The 16228-nt window shown below is 69.7% G+C and carries 13 protein-coding genes; 7 read left to right on the plus strand and 6 right to left on the minus strand.

The features are described from left to right. Positions 1-4: 4 nt before the first annotated feature. Positions 5-979 carry a YcjF family protein gene (locus AC07RM_RS10535; protein ID WP_490877042.1) on the minus strand — a complete coding sequence of 325 codons (975 nt, stop codon included), beginning with the start codon at positions 977-979 and terminating at the stop codon, positions 5-7. Between the two features lie 560 nt (positions 980-1539). Here AC07RM_RS10535 and AC07RM_RS10540 point away from each other — a divergent pair. Both AC07RM_RS10540 and creC read left to right on the plus strand, forming a co-directional pair. Then, a complete protein-coding gene (locus tag AC07RM_RS10540) occupies positions 1540-2352 on the plus strand; it encodes a response regulator (protein ID WP_495334417.1) in 813 nt (270 codons plus the stop codon). Further along, a complete protein-coding gene (creC, locus tag AC07RM_RS10545; RefSeq protein WP_093343627.1) occupies positions 2349-3785 on the plus strand; it encodes a two-component system sensor histidine kinase CreC in 1437 nt (478 codons plus the stop codon). Before AC07RM_RS10540 ends, creC begins: the two co-directional genes overlap by 4 nt. A 4-nt stretch (positions 3786-3789) precedes the next feature. Here creC and AC07RM_RS10550 read toward each other — a convergent pair whose 3' ends face one another. The 4 genes from AC07RM_RS10550 to creD all read right to left on the minus strand — a co-directional run bounded on the left by AC07RM_RS10550 (position 3790) and on the right by creD (position 9641). After that, positions 3790-4401 (minus strand): hypothetical protein, encoded by a 612-nt coding sequence (locus tag AC07RM_RS10550; RefSeq protein WP_495334418.1) that lies wholly within the window; start codon positions 4399-4401, stop codon positions 3790-3792. 80 nt (positions 4402-4481) lie between these two features. Next, positions 4482-6866 carry a penicillin-binding protein 1A gene (locus AC07RM_RS10555; protein WP_495334419.1) on the minus strand — a complete coding sequence of 795 codons (2385 nt, stop codon included), beginning with the start codon at positions 6864-6866 and terminating at the stop codon, positions 4482-4484. A gap of 13 nt (positions 6867-6879) precedes the next feature. Continuing rightward, positions 6880-8196 carry a glycoside hydrolase family 3 N-terminal domain-containing protein gene (locus AC07RM_RS10560; RefSeq protein ID WP_495334420.1) on the minus strand — a complete coding sequence of 439 codons (1317 nt, stop codon included), beginning with the start codon at positions 8194-8196 and terminating at the stop codon, positions 6880-6882. Further along, the gene (creD, locus tag AC07RM_RS10565) at positions 8193-9641 is read right to left on the minus strand and encodes a cell envelope integrity protein CreD (RefSeq protein WP_495334421.1); all 1449 of its coding nucleotides are present in this window, start codon (positions 9639-9641) and stop codon (positions 8193-8195) included. Before creD ends, AC07RM_RS10560 begins: the two co-directional genes overlap by 4 nt. A gap of 187 nt (positions 9642-9828) precedes the next feature. On the opposite strand from creD, the gene AC07RM_RS10570 reads away from it, so the two are divergent. From AC07RM_RS10570 to AC07RM_RS10590, 5 genes are read left to right on the plus strand one after another with little or no spacing between them, the layout of a single operon-like run. Continuing rightward, positions 9829-11901 (plus strand): VIT and vWA domain-containing protein, encoded by a 2073-nt coding sequence (locus AC07RM_RS10570; RefSeq protein ID WP_495334422.1) that lies wholly within the window; start codon positions 9829-9831, stop codon positions 11899-11901. 17 nt (positions 11902-11918) lie between these two features. Then, on the plus strand, positions 11919-12854 hold the full coding sequence (gene xrtQ, locus AC07RM_RS10575) for an exosortase Q (RefSeq protein WP_495334423.1): 936 nt from the start codon (positions 11919-11921) through the stop codon (positions 12852-12854). Between the two features lie 43 nt (positions 12855-12897). Next, positions 12898-13425 carry a hypothetical protein gene (locus tag AC07RM_RS10580; protein ID WP_495334541.1) on the plus strand — a complete coding sequence of 176 codons (528 nt, stop codon included), beginning with the start codon at positions 12898-12900 and terminating at the stop codon, positions 13423-13425. Further along, positions 13422-14711 (plus strand): biosynthetic peptidoglycan transglycosylase, encoded by a 1290-nt coding sequence (locus AC07RM_RS10585; RefSeq protein WP_495334424.1) that lies wholly within the window; start codon positions 13422-13424, stop codon positions 14709-14711. Before AC07RM_RS10580 ends, AC07RM_RS10585 begins: the two co-directional genes overlap by 4 nt. Then, the gene (locus AC07RM_RS10590; protein WP_495334425.1) at positions 14708-15454 is read left to right on the plus strand and encodes a GNAT family N-acetyltransferase; all 747 of its coding nucleotides are present in this window, start codon (positions 14708-14710) and stop codon (positions 15452-15454) included. The genes AC07RM_RS10585 and AC07RM_RS10590 overlap by 4 nt, the downstream gene beginning before the upstream one ends. An 11-nt stretch (positions 15455-15465) precedes the next feature. On the opposite strand, the gene AC07RM_RS10595 is transcribed toward AC07RM_RS10590, so the two are convergent. Next, positions 15466-16197 carry a TetR/AcrR family transcriptional regulator gene (locus AC07RM_RS10595; RefSeq protein ID WP_495334426.1) on the minus strand — a complete coding sequence of 244 codons (732 nt, stop codon included), beginning with the start codon at positions 16195-16197 and terminating at the stop codon, positions 15466-15468. Between the last annotated feature and the right edge of the window lie 31 nt (positions 16198-16228).

Raw genomic sequence — 16228 nt, forward strand, 5'->3', positions numbered from 1 at the left:
CGGTTCAGGCGCCCCGGACCAGCGACAGCACCTTGCCTGCATCGAGCGTGCGGGCCTTCTCCTGGATCGCCGGCAGGTAGCGCGACTGCAGGCCCTGGCCTTCCTGCACCACGCCCGAGAAGGCGTCCTTGAGCATCTGCGTCGACAGCGTACGGCCGCCCGCGTAGTAGCGCTTGGCGACATGGCCCAGCGCATAGGTGGTCGCGAAGCTCATGCCCGAACTCACGGCCTGCTTGCCGACGCCGCGCAGCAGGCCCCCGCCCACCTTGCCGAGCAGCCCGCCCAGCAGCTTGCGCCCGGCCTGCTCGAGGTACTGCGAGGTCAGGCCCACGCCCACGGTGGCGATGAAATCCTTGACGTGGCCGCTGTCGAGCTCGTAGCCGTGCGCCTTGCCGATGCGGTAGACCAGCTTCATCTGCAGCGGAATGATCGCCATGGTCGACAGCGTCTCGGGCAGCAGCTCGAGCGCGCCGTTGAGGATGGCGGCGTTGAGGATCGACTTGTCGAGCTCGGCGCTGTCGGGCGTGAGCGGCGACGCGCCCGCCGCGACGGCCGGTACCGGCGCCGCGGCCACCACGGCTCCCGCAGAGGCACCGGCCACCGCCCCGGCCGCCGCGATCTCCTCGGCCTGGTTCGAGAACTGCGCCGCCGAAGCATCGAGCCCGAGCGAGGTGCGCACGTCGGTCAGGAACATCCGCTCGGCCTGCGACTGCGCGCCGTCGGCATCGCACACGCACACCGCCATCTCGTAGGCGAGCTGCTTCGCCTCGGTGCTCTGCAGCTGCGCCGCCACCGACGGCAGCGAGACGCGCTTCATCAGCACGTCCTGGTAGAGCGTCGGCAGGTTCAGGCCGTCGGTCTGCGACAGCCCTTCGGCGATGCGCTTGATCTCCGCGCGCTCGCGTTCGTGCTTTTCGCCGTCGACGAAGGCGGCCAGCAGGCTGAGGGTCACGATGGCCTGGGTTTCGGAAGGTGTCACGGCTGGAATTTCCACAAGGTGAAGGACGAAGTTCGGTCGGAAGACCCGGGGAAGGTTCCGCCGCGCGTTCTCCCCACAAAGCGGGTGCAACTCTGTGGATAACCACAGAACTACTTTGTAGGGGCGCGGCAAGTTATTGATTTTTATGGGGAATCTACAGACCGCTTAAAAAATAGGCAATGAATTTCCTCACCCGAAAAACGCCTTTCGCAGATTTCCGGAGGGCTGTCAAAGGACAACTCTGGGGAGAGTTCTGGCACAAGCAGGTGGTTATCCACAGCGCCGGACGGATGCGCCAGGTTGTCCCTTTGGACGCGACAGCACAAAAGCACGGCTGCGCACAGTGACCGCTGTATGACAAGTGCTTGTCACATAACGAAAAAAGCGGCCTGTCCACAGAAGGGGCGGACCCTTATCTACTACTACTAATTTGAATAAGAAGAATAAGAAATAGAGAGAGACCAAAGGTCGCGCCCGAAAAAAAGTCCGAAGGCCGCGCCTCGTTGCAACGCCGTCGGCGTGGCTGGCGCCCGCCCCGTCGCGCTCGCTACCATCGCTGGATGAGCTTCAAACCGCGGATCCTGATCGCCGAGGACGAATCGGGCATCGCCGACACCCTCCAGTACGTGCTCAAGAGCGACGGCTTCACGCCGGTCTGGTGCGCCACTGCGGAAGACGCGCTGGCGCAGTTCGCGCAGGAGGCGCCGGCGCTGGCGATACTGGATGTGGGATTGCCCGACATGAACGGCTTCGAGCTGTTCAAGCGGCTGCGCACGCTGAACCAGGCCATGGGCGGACCGGAGGTGCCGATGCTGTTCCTCACGGCGCGCAGCGACGAGATCGACCGCGTGGTGGGGCTGGAGCTCGGCGCCGACGACTACGTCGCCAAGCCGTTCTCGCCGCGCGAACTGGTGGCGCGCGTGCGCACCATTCTTCGGCGCAGCGCGCGGGGCGCGCCCGGGCCCTCAGGAACGCCAGGAAGCCACGGAACGCCCGAACAGGGGGTCCCCCATGCCGGCGCGCCCCAGGCGGCGCCTGCGGCGCGCCAGGCCCCTCCAGTGCCCAGCCAGCCCTTCGTGCTCGACCAGGAGCGCATGCAGATCCGCTACTACGGCCGGCTGCTCGAACTCTCGCGCTACGAATACGGTCTGCTGCGCCTGTTGGTGCAGCGCCCGGGGCGCGTGTTCACGCGCGACGAATTGCTCGAACTCGTCTGGGACGACGCCAGCGAGAGTTTCGACCGCACCGTCGATGCCCACATCAAGACCCTGCGCGCCAAGCTCAAGGCGATCGCGCCCGAGGTCGAGCCGATCCGCACGCTGCGCGGCACCGGCTACGCACTCAACGAAGAACTGCCCGCCAGGATCTCGTGACCCGGCGCACGCGCATCTTCATCGGCATCCTGCTGATCTACACGGCCGGCATCGCCTTCCTGCTGTACCGCGTCGTCTCCGACATCGATCCGCGCTACCGCGAGTCGGCCGAGGAATCGCTGGTCGAGACCTCGCAGCTGGTGGCCAGCCTGGTCGAGCAGGACGTGATCGCGGGGGCCATCAACACGGCGCGGCTCGAGCCGCTGTTCCGCACGCTCTATGCGCGCGAGTTTTCGGCCCAGATCTACAACCTGCACAAGAGCCGGGTCGAGCTGCGCGTCTACGTGACCGACCGCGGCGGCCGCGTGATGTTCGATTCGCTCGGCCGGCACCTGGGCGCCGACTATTCGAAATGGAGCGACGTCAGCCGCACGCTGGCCGGTCTTTACGGCGCGCGCACCTCGCGCGACGTCGACGTCGATCCGCGCACCTCGGTGATGTACGTGGGCGCGCCGATCCGCTGGAACAACGAGATCGTCGGCATGGTCAGCGTGGGCAAGCCGGTGCAGAGCTTCGGCCAGTTCGTGGAGGACGCGCGGGCGCGCACGATCTGGGTCGGCGTGGGCTCGGCGCTGGCGCTGCTGCTGCTCGCGGTGATCGTCTCGGTCTGGCTGGTGCGGCCCTTCGGGCTGATCCGCGACTACTGGGGCTGGGTGCGCGCGCAGCGCAGCCTGAGCCTGCGGCGCATGGCGCGGCGCGCGGTCGACGCGGTGCGCAGCGGCTTCAGCGAGATGCGCGACACGCTGACCGGCCGCAACTACGTCGCCGACTACGTGCAGACCTTCACCCACGAGGTGAAGAGCCCGCTGTCGGCGATCCGCGGCGCGGCCGAGCTGCTGCAGGAACCCTCGATGCCGCACGAGGAGCGCGAGCGCTTCCTCGCCAACATCGCGCGCGAGACCCAGCGCATCCAGGAGATCGTCGACCGCATGATGGAGCTGACCGCGCTCGAGACCCGGCGCGCGCTCGAGCGCACGCAGCCGGTGGCGCTGGCTTCGCTGATCGAGGACATCGCGATCAGCGCGCGGAGCGCCGCGGCCCAGCGCAACATCCGCGTGCACGTGGACATCCGGGCCGAGGCCTCGGTCGAGGGCGATCCCTTCCTGCTGCGGCGCGCCGTCAGCAACCTGCTCGACAACGCGATCGATTTCTCGCCGACCGGCAGCGAGGTGCGCATGACGCTGGAGACCACCTCGCGGCTGGCACGCGTGAGTGTGCGCGACCGCGGACCCGGCATTCCCGACTACGCGCAGGAAAAGGTCTTCCAGAAGTTCTATTCGCTCGCGCGGCCGCACAGCCAGAAGAAGAGCACCGGGCTGGGCCTGGCCTTCGTCAAGGAGATCGCCGCGCTGCACCACGGCCGCATCGAGCTCGGCAATGCGACGCGCGGCGGCGCGGTGGCCACGCTCACGCTGCCGCTGCTGTCGCCCTGAGCTGCTACTCGCGCCCGATCAGCGCGAGGTAGTCGCGCCGCGTGCCTTCGCTGACCGAGGCGATCAGCTGTTCGTACGGGGTCTTGTGGCGCGCCAGCATGCGCGCCGAGGCCACCATCTTCGATTTGCAGAACCAGTGGCAGGTGTGCTGCATCAGGAACAGCTCGGCCGACAGCGTGTAGGCCTTGTCCTTGGGACTGCGGCCGGCGCGGTTGTGCATCACCTCGTTGATGCCGCGCGCATGGATCGCGAAGGCCGCGCGCAGGTCGAAGGTCTCGCGCGGAAACAGCAGGTGCGCATAGGGCAGCGTCGCCAGCGGCGAGGTGCTCACGCGCGTCTGCGCGGCATCCACGCGCGCGAACTCGGCCGCGAAATTGGCGAACTGGGCCGCGAGCCGCGCCTCGGTCGCGTCGAGCACGCCCCAGATCTGCTGGCGTCGTTCGGGATCGTCCTCGCCGAGGCAGCGCAGGTAGCCCTCGGTGAGGTTTTCCATCAGCTTCTCGATCTGGTAGTTGCCCAGGTGGCGCGCCAGCAGCGCGATGCGCCGGCGCTGGTCGTGGGACTTGAGGAGGTAGGCGCCGATGGCGATCAGCGCCACCAGGGTGAGGATTTCCATGGACTTGGGAACGGGCGGACGGGAAGAAAGGGTGTGCGCCGAGTGTAGAGACCCCGGCGCGGCCCCTGCCGCCCGCGGCCCTAGCGGAAGAAGTCCAGGATGCGGTTGCGCTCCTCGGGCTGCGGCGGCGCGCCGATCGGCACGCCGGTCAGCACCTCGACCGGCTGCGGCGCGGCCTCGGGCTCGAGGCCCAGGCTCGCGACACCGCGGCCCGGCGCGTAGTCGTCGAAGTAGAGCTCGCCGTCCACGTGCACCAGGCCCGGCGGCTCGGGCAGCTGCGCCACCGGCACGCCGCGCAGCGCGGTCTGCATGTAGCCGGTCCAGATCGGCAGGCTCAGGCTGCCGCCGGTCTCGCCGCGCACGCCGAGCTGGCGCGGCGTGTCGTAGCCGATCCAGGTCACGCCGACCATGGTGGGTTGGAAGCCCGCGAACCAGGTGTCGAAGGAGTCGTTGGTGGTGCCGGTCTTGCCGAACAGGTCGTCGCGCTTGAGCGCCTGGTAGGCCTTGAAGCCGGTGCCGTTGCGCACCACGCTCTGCAGCAGCGAGTCCATCAGGTAGGCGTTGCGCGCGGGGATCGCGCGGTTGCTTTCGTCGAGCGCCGGCGGCTCGGTTTCCATCAGCACCTTGTCCTTGGCATCGGTCACGCGCGTCACGAGGTAGGGATTGACGCGGTAGCCGCCGTTGGCGAACACCGAATAGCCGGCGGCCATCTGCAGCGGCGTGACCGAGCCCGCGCCGAGCGCCATCGGCAGGTTGGCCGGATGCTTGTCCTTGTCGAAGCCGAAGCGCGTGATCCAGTCCTGCGCGTAGTCGGTACCGATCGATTGCAGCACGCGGATCGTCACCAGGTTCTTCGATTTCATCAGCGCGGTGCGCAGCGGCATCGGGCCTTCGAAACCGCCGTCGAAGTTCTTCGGTTCCCAGGGCTGGCCGCCGTTGGCGCCGGGCTCGAAGTACAGCGGCGCGTCGTTCACCACGGTGGCGGGCGTGAAGCCCTTCTCGAGCGCGGCCGAGTAGATGAAGGGCTTGAAGCTCGAACCGGGCTGGCGCCAGGCCTGCGTCACGTGGTTGAACTTGTTCTTGCTGTAGTCGAAGCCGCCGACCAGCGCCTTGATCGCGCCGGTGCGCGGGTCCATGCCGATGAAGGCGCCTTCGACCTCGGGCAGTTGCGTGATCTCCCAGCTGTTCTTGGCCGTGCGCGCCACGCGGATCACCGCGCCGCGGCGGATCTTGATGTTCGGTTGCGCCTTGGCCGCCAGGCCCGACTGCGCGGGCCGCAGGCCTTCGCCCGTGATCTCGATCGCCTCGCCGTTCGCGCGCACCGCGCTGACCTGCTTGGGCGATGCATCGAGCACCACGGCCGCGATCACGTCGCCGTTGTCGGGATGCTCGGCCAGCGCGTCGTCGACCGCTTCGTCGACCTCCTTCGGATCGTCGGGCAGGTCGACGAACTTCTCGGGGCCGCGGTAGGGCTGGCGGCGCTCGTAGTCCATGATGCCGCGGCGCAGCGAGCGGTAGGCCGCCGACTGGTCGGCCGCCACCAGCGAGGTATAGACCTTCATGCCGCTGGTGTAGATGCTGTCGCCGTACTGCGAATGCATCATCTGGCGCACCGTCTCGGCCACGAATTCGGCGTGCAGCCGGTTCGGGTCGGCGGCATCGCGCAGGTGCAGTTCCTCCTTCTTGGCCTCGGCCGCCTGCTCGGCGGTGATGAAGCCGGTCTCCTGCATGCGGTCGATCACGTAGAGCTGGCGCGCGCGGGCGCGGCGCGGATTGGCCACCGGGTTGTTGGTGCCCGGCGCCTTCGGCAGGCCCGCGAGCATCGCGGCCTCGGCGATCGTGATGTTGGCCAGCGGCTTGCCGAAGTAGGCGTCCGATGCCGCGGCGAAACCGTAGGCACGGTTGCCGAGGTAGATCTGGTTCATGTAGATCTCGAGGATCTGGTCCTTGGTCAGCTGCTGCTCGAGCCGCAGCGACAGCAGGATCTCGTAGGCCTTGCGGCTCAGCGTGCGCTCGGAGCTCAGGTAGACGTTGCGCGCCACCTGCATCGTGATGGTGGAGGCACCCTGCTTGCGTCCGCCCTTGAGGCTGGCCACCGCCGCGCGCACGAAGCCCTTGTAGTCGACGCCGCCGTGGTCGTAGAAGCGCGCGTCTTCCACCGCGAGCACCGCGTCCTTCATGACCTTGGGGATCGCCGCGAAGGGCGTGAGGTTGCGGCGCTCCTCGCCGAATTCGCCGAGCAGCTCGCCGTCGGACGAAAACACGCGCAGCGGCTGCTTGGGCCGGTAGTCGGCGAGTTCGGAGCTGTCGGGCAGGCGCGGCGAGATCAGGGCGATGGCGACGGCGCCCGCGACCGCGAGCACCAGCACGCCCGAGCCGGCGACGATGGCGCTCCAGACGGCGATGCGCTGCCAGCGCGATGGTTCGGGGGCGTCGGGTGAGCGGGGCTTGAAGGGATTGAACATGAGGGAGGTCCTGCTATTGAGAGAGTCCGCGCAGGCGCGGGTTCCGGGCCAGCCGCGATGCGCTCGCGGCCAGCATGGCGGCGTCGATGGCGCCGCGGCTCTCGGCCTGCCGCGCGCAGTGCATCGCGTCGAAGTACTTGTCGTGGTCGTAGGCGACCAGCAGCAGGTCCACGCCGGCATTCAGCGCACGCACCGTGGCGTTGCACAGGCCCCGGTCGTAGGCTGCACCCATCGTGAGATCGTCGGTGACGAGCAGGCCGTCGTGCCCCCACGCGCCGCGAATCACGGACTGCACGATTTTGCGCGAGAACGATGCCGGATGGTCGGGGTCGAGTTCTGGAACGATCACATGGGCGAGCATGACAGCCGCTTGTGTCGAAGCCGACACCTCTTGAAACGGTTTCCAGTCATGTGTTGCAAGTCGGGCCGCGGGCGTGCGCAGGAAGCCGGCCGCATGGTGCGTGTCCTCGGCCACGCCGGCCAGTCCCGGAAAGTGCTTGAGCGTGCCTTGCACACCGGCCGCTTCGAGGCCCTGTTCGTAGGCCCGCGCCACCTCGGCGACGAGTGCCGGGTCGGCCGAGATCGCGCGTTCGTCGATGCGGGTGTGCAGGTCCCAACGGCCCGGCGCGCGGCCGGTGCGCAGGTCGACCACCGGGCTGAAGTTGAGCGTGATGCCCAGCGCGGCGAGCGCCCTGCCCTGCTGCTCTCCGTAGGCACGGGCGCGCTGCGCGAGTTCGTTCTCGGGCACGTCGGCATCGATCAGGGTGGCGAGCGAAGGCTGGCGTTCGATCAGCGGCGAGAGCCGCGACACGGCGCCGCCTTCCTGGTCGGTGGCGACGATCAGCGGCGGCAGGCTGGCCGCCGTGCGCAACTCCTGCAGGCTCGAGATCTCCTCGCGCAGTTGCGTCGCGCTGCGGCCTTTGACGTTGCGGCCGGTCACGAAGATGCCGCCGATCGCGCCGTGGCGCGCGAGCTCGCGCAGCATCGGCATCTCGGCGTTCTCGTAGCCGACGATGAAGTGCGCGCCGAGCCTGCGTGCCTGCGCGTCCGATGCGGCGAGCACTTCCGCGCGGCGCTGGCGGCTCGAGAGCTCGTCGGCCCCGCTGCAGAGCATCACCGCGCACAGCAGCCCGAGCAGCATCGGGCGCAGCGAACGACGCGCGAAGCGCCAGACGATCGCCACGCCGCCGCCCGCGAGCGTGAGCAGCAGCGGCACCTCCCAGGCGCGCAGGAAGCGCAGGTGCGGATCCTTCAGGTGCCAGGCCCAGAAGCAGAGAGCGACCAGTGCCAGCCAGCCCAGGGCACCGAGCGCGACGCGCAGCGCTTTCATGCCGGATCGGTGAGGGCCGCCGGTGCGGCTTCGGGCCGGCGCGACAGCGCATACCAGTCGACCTTGCGCGTCATCAGCATCAGCGCCGAGAGCATGCCGAAGATCAGCAGCGCGCCGAGCAGCAGCGCATTGCTCTCGGAGGCCAGCAGCCCGTAGAGGGCGCCGTAGAGCACCGCGACGAAGCCCGCGAAACCGGCGCCGCGCTTCCAGCTGCCGAGCACGGCGGCGAAGTAGATGCCCAGCAGCAGCACGCTCGCGCCGGCCGCGCCCGCATAGGCGAGCCAGAAGGCCAGCTTCTCCGACAGTGCCAGCAGCAGCAGGAAGAAGATCGCGATCGACAGGCCCACCAGGCCGTACTGCACCGGGTGCAGCCGCAGCTTGCGGAACAGCTCGAACATGAAGGCGGCCATCAGCACCAGGCCGATGAAGAGCGCGCCGTACTTGCCCGCGCGAGTGCTCATCGAATAGACGTTGATCGGCTGCGCGAGCGAGACATCGAAGCTCTGCGGGTTGAAGGGCTGCGGGCCGGCGCGCACATTGCCGTTGGCCGAGGCCGCCGTCGCGTCGGCGCGGCCCGCCAGGTCGACGCGCACCTGTTCGCGCGCCGAGCTCACGAGCGAGGACACGCGCCAGTGTGCATCGAAGCCTTGCGGCGTGACCTCGCGCTGCGCCGCGAGGAAGCGGCCGCCGAAGCTCGGATGGGCCCAGGGTGACTTCAGGTGCGCGCTGGTTTCTTCCGCGATCGGCACCATCGACAGGGTGTCCTGGCCGACCAGCGAGAGCTTCATCTCGAAGGGCAGCGGCGCGCGCGACTGCCATGCGGCCAGGGCCGCGCCGCCGAGCGGCGCGTGGATGCCGTTGGCGAACCAGGAGTCGTCGGGCAGGCCGGGCACGCGCTGGCGCAGTCGCAACTCGGCGCCGTTCACCGTCAGCGCGGGCGAACCGTCGAGGCCGCGCAGGTCGCTCACGTTGAAGGCCACCAGCGGGGCCTTGAATTCGATCTTCGACCCGGGCTCGCTGTGCGCGACCGCCTCGGGGTCGAAGGCCGCGAAGCCGCCCGACAGCGTGGCGTCGAGCGTGTAGAACGGGATCTTGAAGATGCCGCGGTAGCGCTGCTGCGGCGTCATCGAACCCTCGATGTGCAGCTTGTCGGGGAACACCACGTGCGCCATCTCCTTGCTGCGCGCTTCCTGGCCGATCACCTTGCCCTGCGCGTCGCGCAGTGGCTCCATCCAGCGCTCGACGTAGGGCACCAGCAGCAGCGGGCCGACCACGGTCTGCGGGCCCGCGTAGGTGGCGGCCAGTTCGGCGGCGGCCTCGCGCTGGCTGTCGCCGCGCTCGTTGTTGATGCGGTCGATCTCGGCCAGCGGAATGCACAGCAGCAACACCAGCAGCAGCAGCCCGCCCACCTTGGCCAGCATCGAATCCTTCAGCAGTTGAAGCATGTTTTCTCTCCTCGTTGACGACGGACCGGATGCTCGCCGTGCGATCCGAAGCCCGTGTGAAGCGTGGCGGCGCGGCGACTTCACGCGGACTTCACACAGCGCGGCGGACTTCAAGAAGCCTTCCCAATGCCTTCTCGCAGGCTGGCGACAGTGCAGGCCATCCGATACACAGAGAAGAGGACCCGACATGCACACCCCCTCCACCCATCGACCCGGCCGCTGGCTCTGGCTGGCGACGCTGAGCCTCGCGGTCGCGGGCTTCGTCGCGCTGAGCCTGAATCCCGTGCATGCGCAGGAAGCGGCCGCGCCGCGCCTGAAGACCGAGAGCCCGTATTTCTTCGTGAAGAGCGACGATCCCTCGATCGACCGCCTGCCGCTCAAGGGCACCGAGGTCTCGGTGAAGATCTCGGGCGTGATCGCCGACGTGACGGTGACCCAGACCTACCGCAACGAGGGCCAGCGGCCCATCGAGGCCAAGTACGTGTTCCCGGGCTCGACCCAGGCGGCCGTGAGCGGCCTCAACGTGCGACTGGCCGACCGCCTGATCACCGCGCAGATCCGCGAGAAGCAGCAAGCCAAGATCGAATACGACACCGCCAAGCGCGAGGGCAAGACCGCCGCGCTGCTCGAGCAGCACCTGCCGAACGTGTTCCAAATGAACGTCGCCAACATCCTGCCGGGCGACGACGTGAAGGTGGAGCTGCGCTACAGCGAGCTGCTGGTGCCGCAGTCGGGCAACTACGCGTTCGTGTTCCCCACCGTGGTGGGCCCGCGCTACAACAGCCCGCAGTCCTCGAACGCGCAGGCGCCCTGGGTCGGCCAGCCCACGCTGCGCGCGGGCGTGGCGGCCGGCACCACCTTCCGGCTCAAGGCCAGCATCGACACGCCGATGGGCCTGAAGGAGATCCGCTCGATGACGCACGCCATCGCCGTGAAGAAGAGCGACGAGGACCGCCATGCCGAGATCGAGCTGGCCGCCGACGGCCGCCCGGCCGACAACCGCGACTTCGTGCTCGACTACCGCCTCGCGGGCGAGAAGATCGAATCGGGCCTGATGCTCTACAAGGGCCAGGGCGAGAACGCCGAGAACTTCTTCCTCGCGATGGTCGAGCCGCCCAAGGCCGTGGCCGCCAGCGCCATCTCGCCGCGCGACTACATCTTCGTGGTCGACATCTCGGGCTCGATGCACGGCTTTCCGCTCGACACCGCGAAGACGGTGCTCGAGCGCCTGATCGGCGGCCTGCGCCCCAGCGACACCTTCAACGTGCTGCTGTTCTCGGGCAGCAACAAGATGCTGTCGCCGGCCTCGGTGCCCGCGACCCGCGCCAACATCGAACAGGCGCTGGCCACCATCAAGAACTTCGAGGGCGGCGGCAGCACCGAGCTGATCCCGGCACTCAAGCGCGTGTATGCCGAGCCGAAGGACGAGAAGGTCTCGCGCACCGTGGTGGTGGTGACCGACGGCTACGTGACGGTCGAGCGCGAGGCTTTCGAGCTGGTGCGCAACAACCTGTCGAAGGCCAACGTGTTCGCCTTCGGCATCGGCTCCTCGGTCAACCGCAGCCTGATGGAAGGCATCGCGCGCGCCGGCATGGGCGAGCCCTTCATCATCACCGACCCGGCGCAGGCGCCCGAGCAGGCCGCGCGCTTCCGCCGCATGGTCGAGTCGCCGGTGCTGACCAGCGTGAAGGCCACCTTCGGCGGACTGGACGTGTACGACGTGGAGCCGCAGGCGCTGCCCGACGTGCTGGGCGAACGGCCGGTGATCGTGTTCGGCAAGTGGCGCGGCGAAGCGCGCGGCCGCGTGATCGTCGAGGGCCAGGGCGCCGAAGGCCCGTACCGCCAGGAAGTGCGCATCGATGCGCGCACGCGCCAGGACACGGCCGCGCTGCGCACGCTGTGGGCGCGCCATCGCATCCAGAGCCTGAGCGACCAGGAAGCGCTCGAAGGCAGCGCCGCCTTCAAGGACCGCATCACCGAGCTCGGCCTCAAGTACGGCCTGCTGACCCAATACACCAGCTTCATCGCGGTCGACAAGGTGGTGCGCAATGCCGCGCCGCAGGACAGCGCCAGCGTGAACCAGCCGCTGCCGATGCCTCAGGGTGTCAGTGATACCGCCGTGGACGGCGGCGCGCTCAGCGCCGAGGTGCCGAGCACGCCCGAGCCCGAGACGCTGGGCGCCATCGCGGTCGTGCTGTCGGTGCTGGCGATGCTGCGCCGCCGCGCGCGCCGCCAAGATGCACGCCGTTTCACGGCCTGATGCGGGAGCACGACCTCATGTCCCTGGCAACGCTTGCCCACCGCCATCCACGCATCGTGGATTGGGGGATCCGCATCGACCGATTCCCGGCCGCCGCCTGGCTGGCCCTGCAGTTCGCCGCGCTGGCGCCGACCTGGGGCTGGATGCTGCGGCGCATGGTCGACGGATCGGACGATCCGCTCGGGCTGCTGGCGCTGGTCGCGCTCGCGGCGCTGGCCTGGCAGTGCCGCGGCGAACTGCGCGCCGCGCCGCGGCTGGGCTGGCTCGCGCTGGCCGGCACCGGCACGCTCGCGGCGACCGTGCTGCGCACCGGCCTCGGCAGCCTGCCCGCGCTGCCGCCGCTCGCGGCCGGCCTGCTGGCGGTGCTGTCATTGGCGGCGGGCCTCATGGCCTTCCTGCCGCGCCGCGTGGCGGCCGTGCCGGTCGCGGGCCTCGCGGTGCTGGCGTTGCCGCTGCTCTCGTCGCTGCAGTTCTATGCCGGCTATCCGCTGCGCGTGGTGACGGCCGAGGCCAGCCGCTGGTTGCTGGCACCGGGCTTCGAGGTGGCGCGCGAAGGCAGCACCTTGCTGATCGACGGCCGGATGGTGATCGTCGATGCGCCGTGTTCGGGCGTGCAGATGGTCTGGCTCGGCTACTTCACGGCCTGCGCCGTCGCGCTGTGGGCGCGGCGCGCCGACCGTGGCTTCCTGGCCCGGCTGCCGCTGGTCGGCCTCGCGGTGCTGGCCGGCAACATCGTGCGCAACAGCGTGCTGATCGCCTGCGAGGGCGCCGGCCATCCGCTGGCGCCGTGGGCGCACAACGCGCTGGGCCTGGTCGTGCTGGCGCTGGTGTGCGGTGCCATCGCGCGGCTGATGGCGCGCGAGCGAAGCGGCGCGGGCCTCGATTTCGTCATGCGGCCCGTTCCGGGCCTGATCACCACCCAGGGAGGCCGCCGTGTCGACACTGCCCATTGAGCGTCTGTTCGAACGCCTGTTCGCGAATCACTTCATCAACCGCATGGGCCACAAGACGCTGTTCGCCATCGCGATGCTGCTGTGCATCCTGTGGTCGGGCGCCGCCGCGCTGCGCACGCCGGCCGTGGCCGCGCCCGTGGCGAGCACGATCGAGTGGCCGCGCGAATGGGAGGGCGCCGCGCTGCGTCCGCTCGCGCTCAGCGAGGTGGAGCAGCGCTTCGCCGACCGCTTTCCAGGCGCCATCGGCCGCATGACCGACGGCCGCCAGACCCTGGTGATGCGTGAGGTGCGCGAACCCACGCGCATGCTGCATCCGGCCGCCGACTGCTATCGCGCGCTCGGCTACCGCATCGCGCAGGAGCGGCTGGAGCACCAGGTGCAGGCCGGCGAGTCGCATTTGTGGCGCTGTTTTGTTGCGCAACGGCACGGCGGGCAAAAGTTCCGCGTCTGCGAGCGCATCGTCGACGCCGATGGCGCCGCTTTCACCGACACTTCAGCCTGGTACTGGGCGGCAGCCAGCGGCCGGTCGAACGGACCGTGGCAAGCCGTCACCGTGGCGAGACCGATGTGAACCCATTGCTGAAAAAGACCCTGCGATTTCTCCTCTTCGGCCTGCTGGCTCTGGTAATCACGGCCGGCGTGGCGATCTTCCTGATCGTCAAGCTCGCGCTGGCCCCCGCGCCCGGCGAATGGCGCACCACGGTGAAGGCCGGTCCGCTCGCCTTCGAGACCGGCGTGCCGACCGCGGTGCGCATCGCCACCTCGCCCTGGTTCGCGCCGTGGCTCGACGGCCGCTCGCTCGACACCGGCCACGGCACCGTGCGCTTCGCCTGGAAGGCGGCCGACGGCCTGCTCGAGCTGCACTGCGCGCCATGCAGCGTCGAGTTGCCGGCGCTGGGCGCGCAGCCGATCCGCGTGCAGCAGCTGGTGGCCACGGTGCGCCGCGACGGCAACACGCTCAACGGCACGCTCGGCGCCACGCCGCAGGGATCGCCCGTGGGCGATCCCGCCGCCACGCTGCAGGGCAAGTGGGAAGGCCGCCTCGCGCCGAAGAACCTGCAGCTCAGCGTCGACATCCAGGATGCGCCGATCGCGCGCTGGTACGCGGTGCTGGTGCCCGGCCTGCCCGAGCTGCAGCGCGCGCGCATCGGCGGCACGCTGGCATTGCACGGCCATGTCGTGCTGCCCGAAGCCACCTTCTCGGTGCTGCCCAGCGTCAGCCAGTTCACGGTCGAGGGCCTGGGCACCGAGGCCATGCTGGGCGCGCGCACCAGCTGCGGCCCCTCGGCCAGGTTGACCAACGACAGCTGGCTCGCGCGCGCGGTCATCGCCGCGGAGGACCAGCGCTTCTTCACCCACACCGGCTACGACCTGACCGAGATCCTGGCCTCCATCGACAACAACCAGAAGGAAGGCGCGCAGAAGCGCGGCGGCAGCACGCTCACGCAGCAACTCGCGAAGCTGCTGGCGACCGGCAGCGAGCGCACGGCCGAGCGCAAGCTGCGCGAGCTGCTCTACGCGGTCGAGATGGAACAGACGCTGGGCAAGGCGCGCATCCTGCAGCTCTACCTCGACAACGCGCCCTGGGGCGGCAACCTGTGCGGCGCGGAAGCCGCGGCCAAGCGCTATTTCAAGCGCAGCGCGCGCAGCCTCGAACCGGCGCAGGCGGTCTGGCTCGCGGCCATGCTGCACAAGCCGCAGGCGGTGCTCGAGCAGTGGCGGCGCGACGGCACCATCGATCCCGACCGCGTGAAGTGGGTGGCCGAGGGCGTGCGCGGCATCAGCCGCAATCAGCGTGAGGCCTTGCTCAAGAGCGTGGCCAGCGCGAAGTTCGCGCCGCCGGAGCCGAACCCATGAGCGCCGAGGTCGAAGCGATCGAGCGCGCCACGGTCGCGGCCGTCTCGCCCGATGCCGTCGGCGCCATCGAGGGCTGGCTGCTGCCCTTCGATCACGGCACGGTCTCGCGCGCCCGCTCGGCCGTGCCGCTGCGCCATGCGCCGGCGGCCGAGGGCACGCTCGAGCGGATCGAGCAAGACTACGCCGCGCAGGGGCTCCCGCCCATGCTGCGGCTGGCCGATCTCGCCTGCTTCGACGGCCTGCGTGCCGAACTCGAAGCCCGGCGCTATCGCGGCGCCAAGCCCACGCTGGTGCAGACCGCCACCTTGCGCCGGATGCAGGCCGTGGCACCGGCCGGCGCGCTGCCGGCCGAGGTCGACACCGCGCCCGACGAGGCCTGGGCGGCGCTGTTCCTCGGCGAGGGTTTCGATCCCGTCGACGGCGCCCACCGCGTGCGCGTGCTGGCGCGTGCCCAGGGTTCGCTCTATGCGAGCGTGCGCGAAGGCGGCCGCACCGTGGCCGCGGGCGCGATGGCTTTCGGCCATGGCTGGGCCAGCGTGCACGGCATGCGCACCGACGCCGCGCAGCGCGGCCGCGGCCTGGCCGGGCGCGTGCTCGCGGGGCTGGCGCAGGTGGCGGTCGAGCGGGGGTTCGAACGGGTGTTCCTGCAGGTCGAGGCGCAGAACGATCCCGCGCTGGCGCTGTACCGGCGCGCCGGTTTCCAGACGCGCTGGCAGTACCGGTACTGGCAGCCGTCGGCCTGAAAACGGCGGACTCAGCCCCGCGGCTCGAGCTCCAGCCCGAAGCGCACCTCGTCCAGTGCCGCGTCGACCAGCGCCAGCGGATCGTCGAAGCCCGGCGCGAGCTTGAGGATGCCGCGCAGCCGGTGATCGATCAGCAGCACCGCGAGCCCGTGCACATAGCCCCAGGCCGAGGTCATCTGCATGGCTTCGGCATTGCTCAGCGAGGTGGGCGGGCTGTCGGGCAGCCGCGGCGCGCCGCCGATGATCGAGGCCATCACGCGCATCGCCTCGGCGGCCGCGGCGCCCAGCACCGGGTGCAGCATGTCGATCTTCTCGGTGCGGAACATCAGCCCGAACAGCGCCGGGTTCTCGTGCGCGAAATGCACGTAGGCGCGGCCGATCGCGTTGCGCCGCGCGCTGGCGTCGGCACCCTCGGGCGCCGAGGTGCGCATCGCGTCGGCCAGGCGATGGAACCCCACGGCGGCGAGCGAGCTCAACAAGCCGGTGGTGTCGCCGAAGTGGTGCTTGGGCGCGGTGTGCGAGACGCCCGCTTCGCGCGCGATCGCGCGCAGGCCGAGCCCGGCGATGCCGTCGCGCTGCAGCACGGTCTCGGCCGCGGCCAGCAAGGCATCGGGCAAGGCGCCGTGGTGATAGCGGCGGGCCGGCGCGGTGGACTCGGCCGGTGTGGCCGCTGTGGCCGGCGAAGATTCGGCGGTGGCCGGCTCCGTGGAACGGGGACGGCGCGGACGGGAGGCAGCAGGCATCCAAAAATCTTACCACTGGAAAAATCTCTTG

This window comes from Variovorax sp. GW821-FHT09B05, assembly GCF_059418265.1.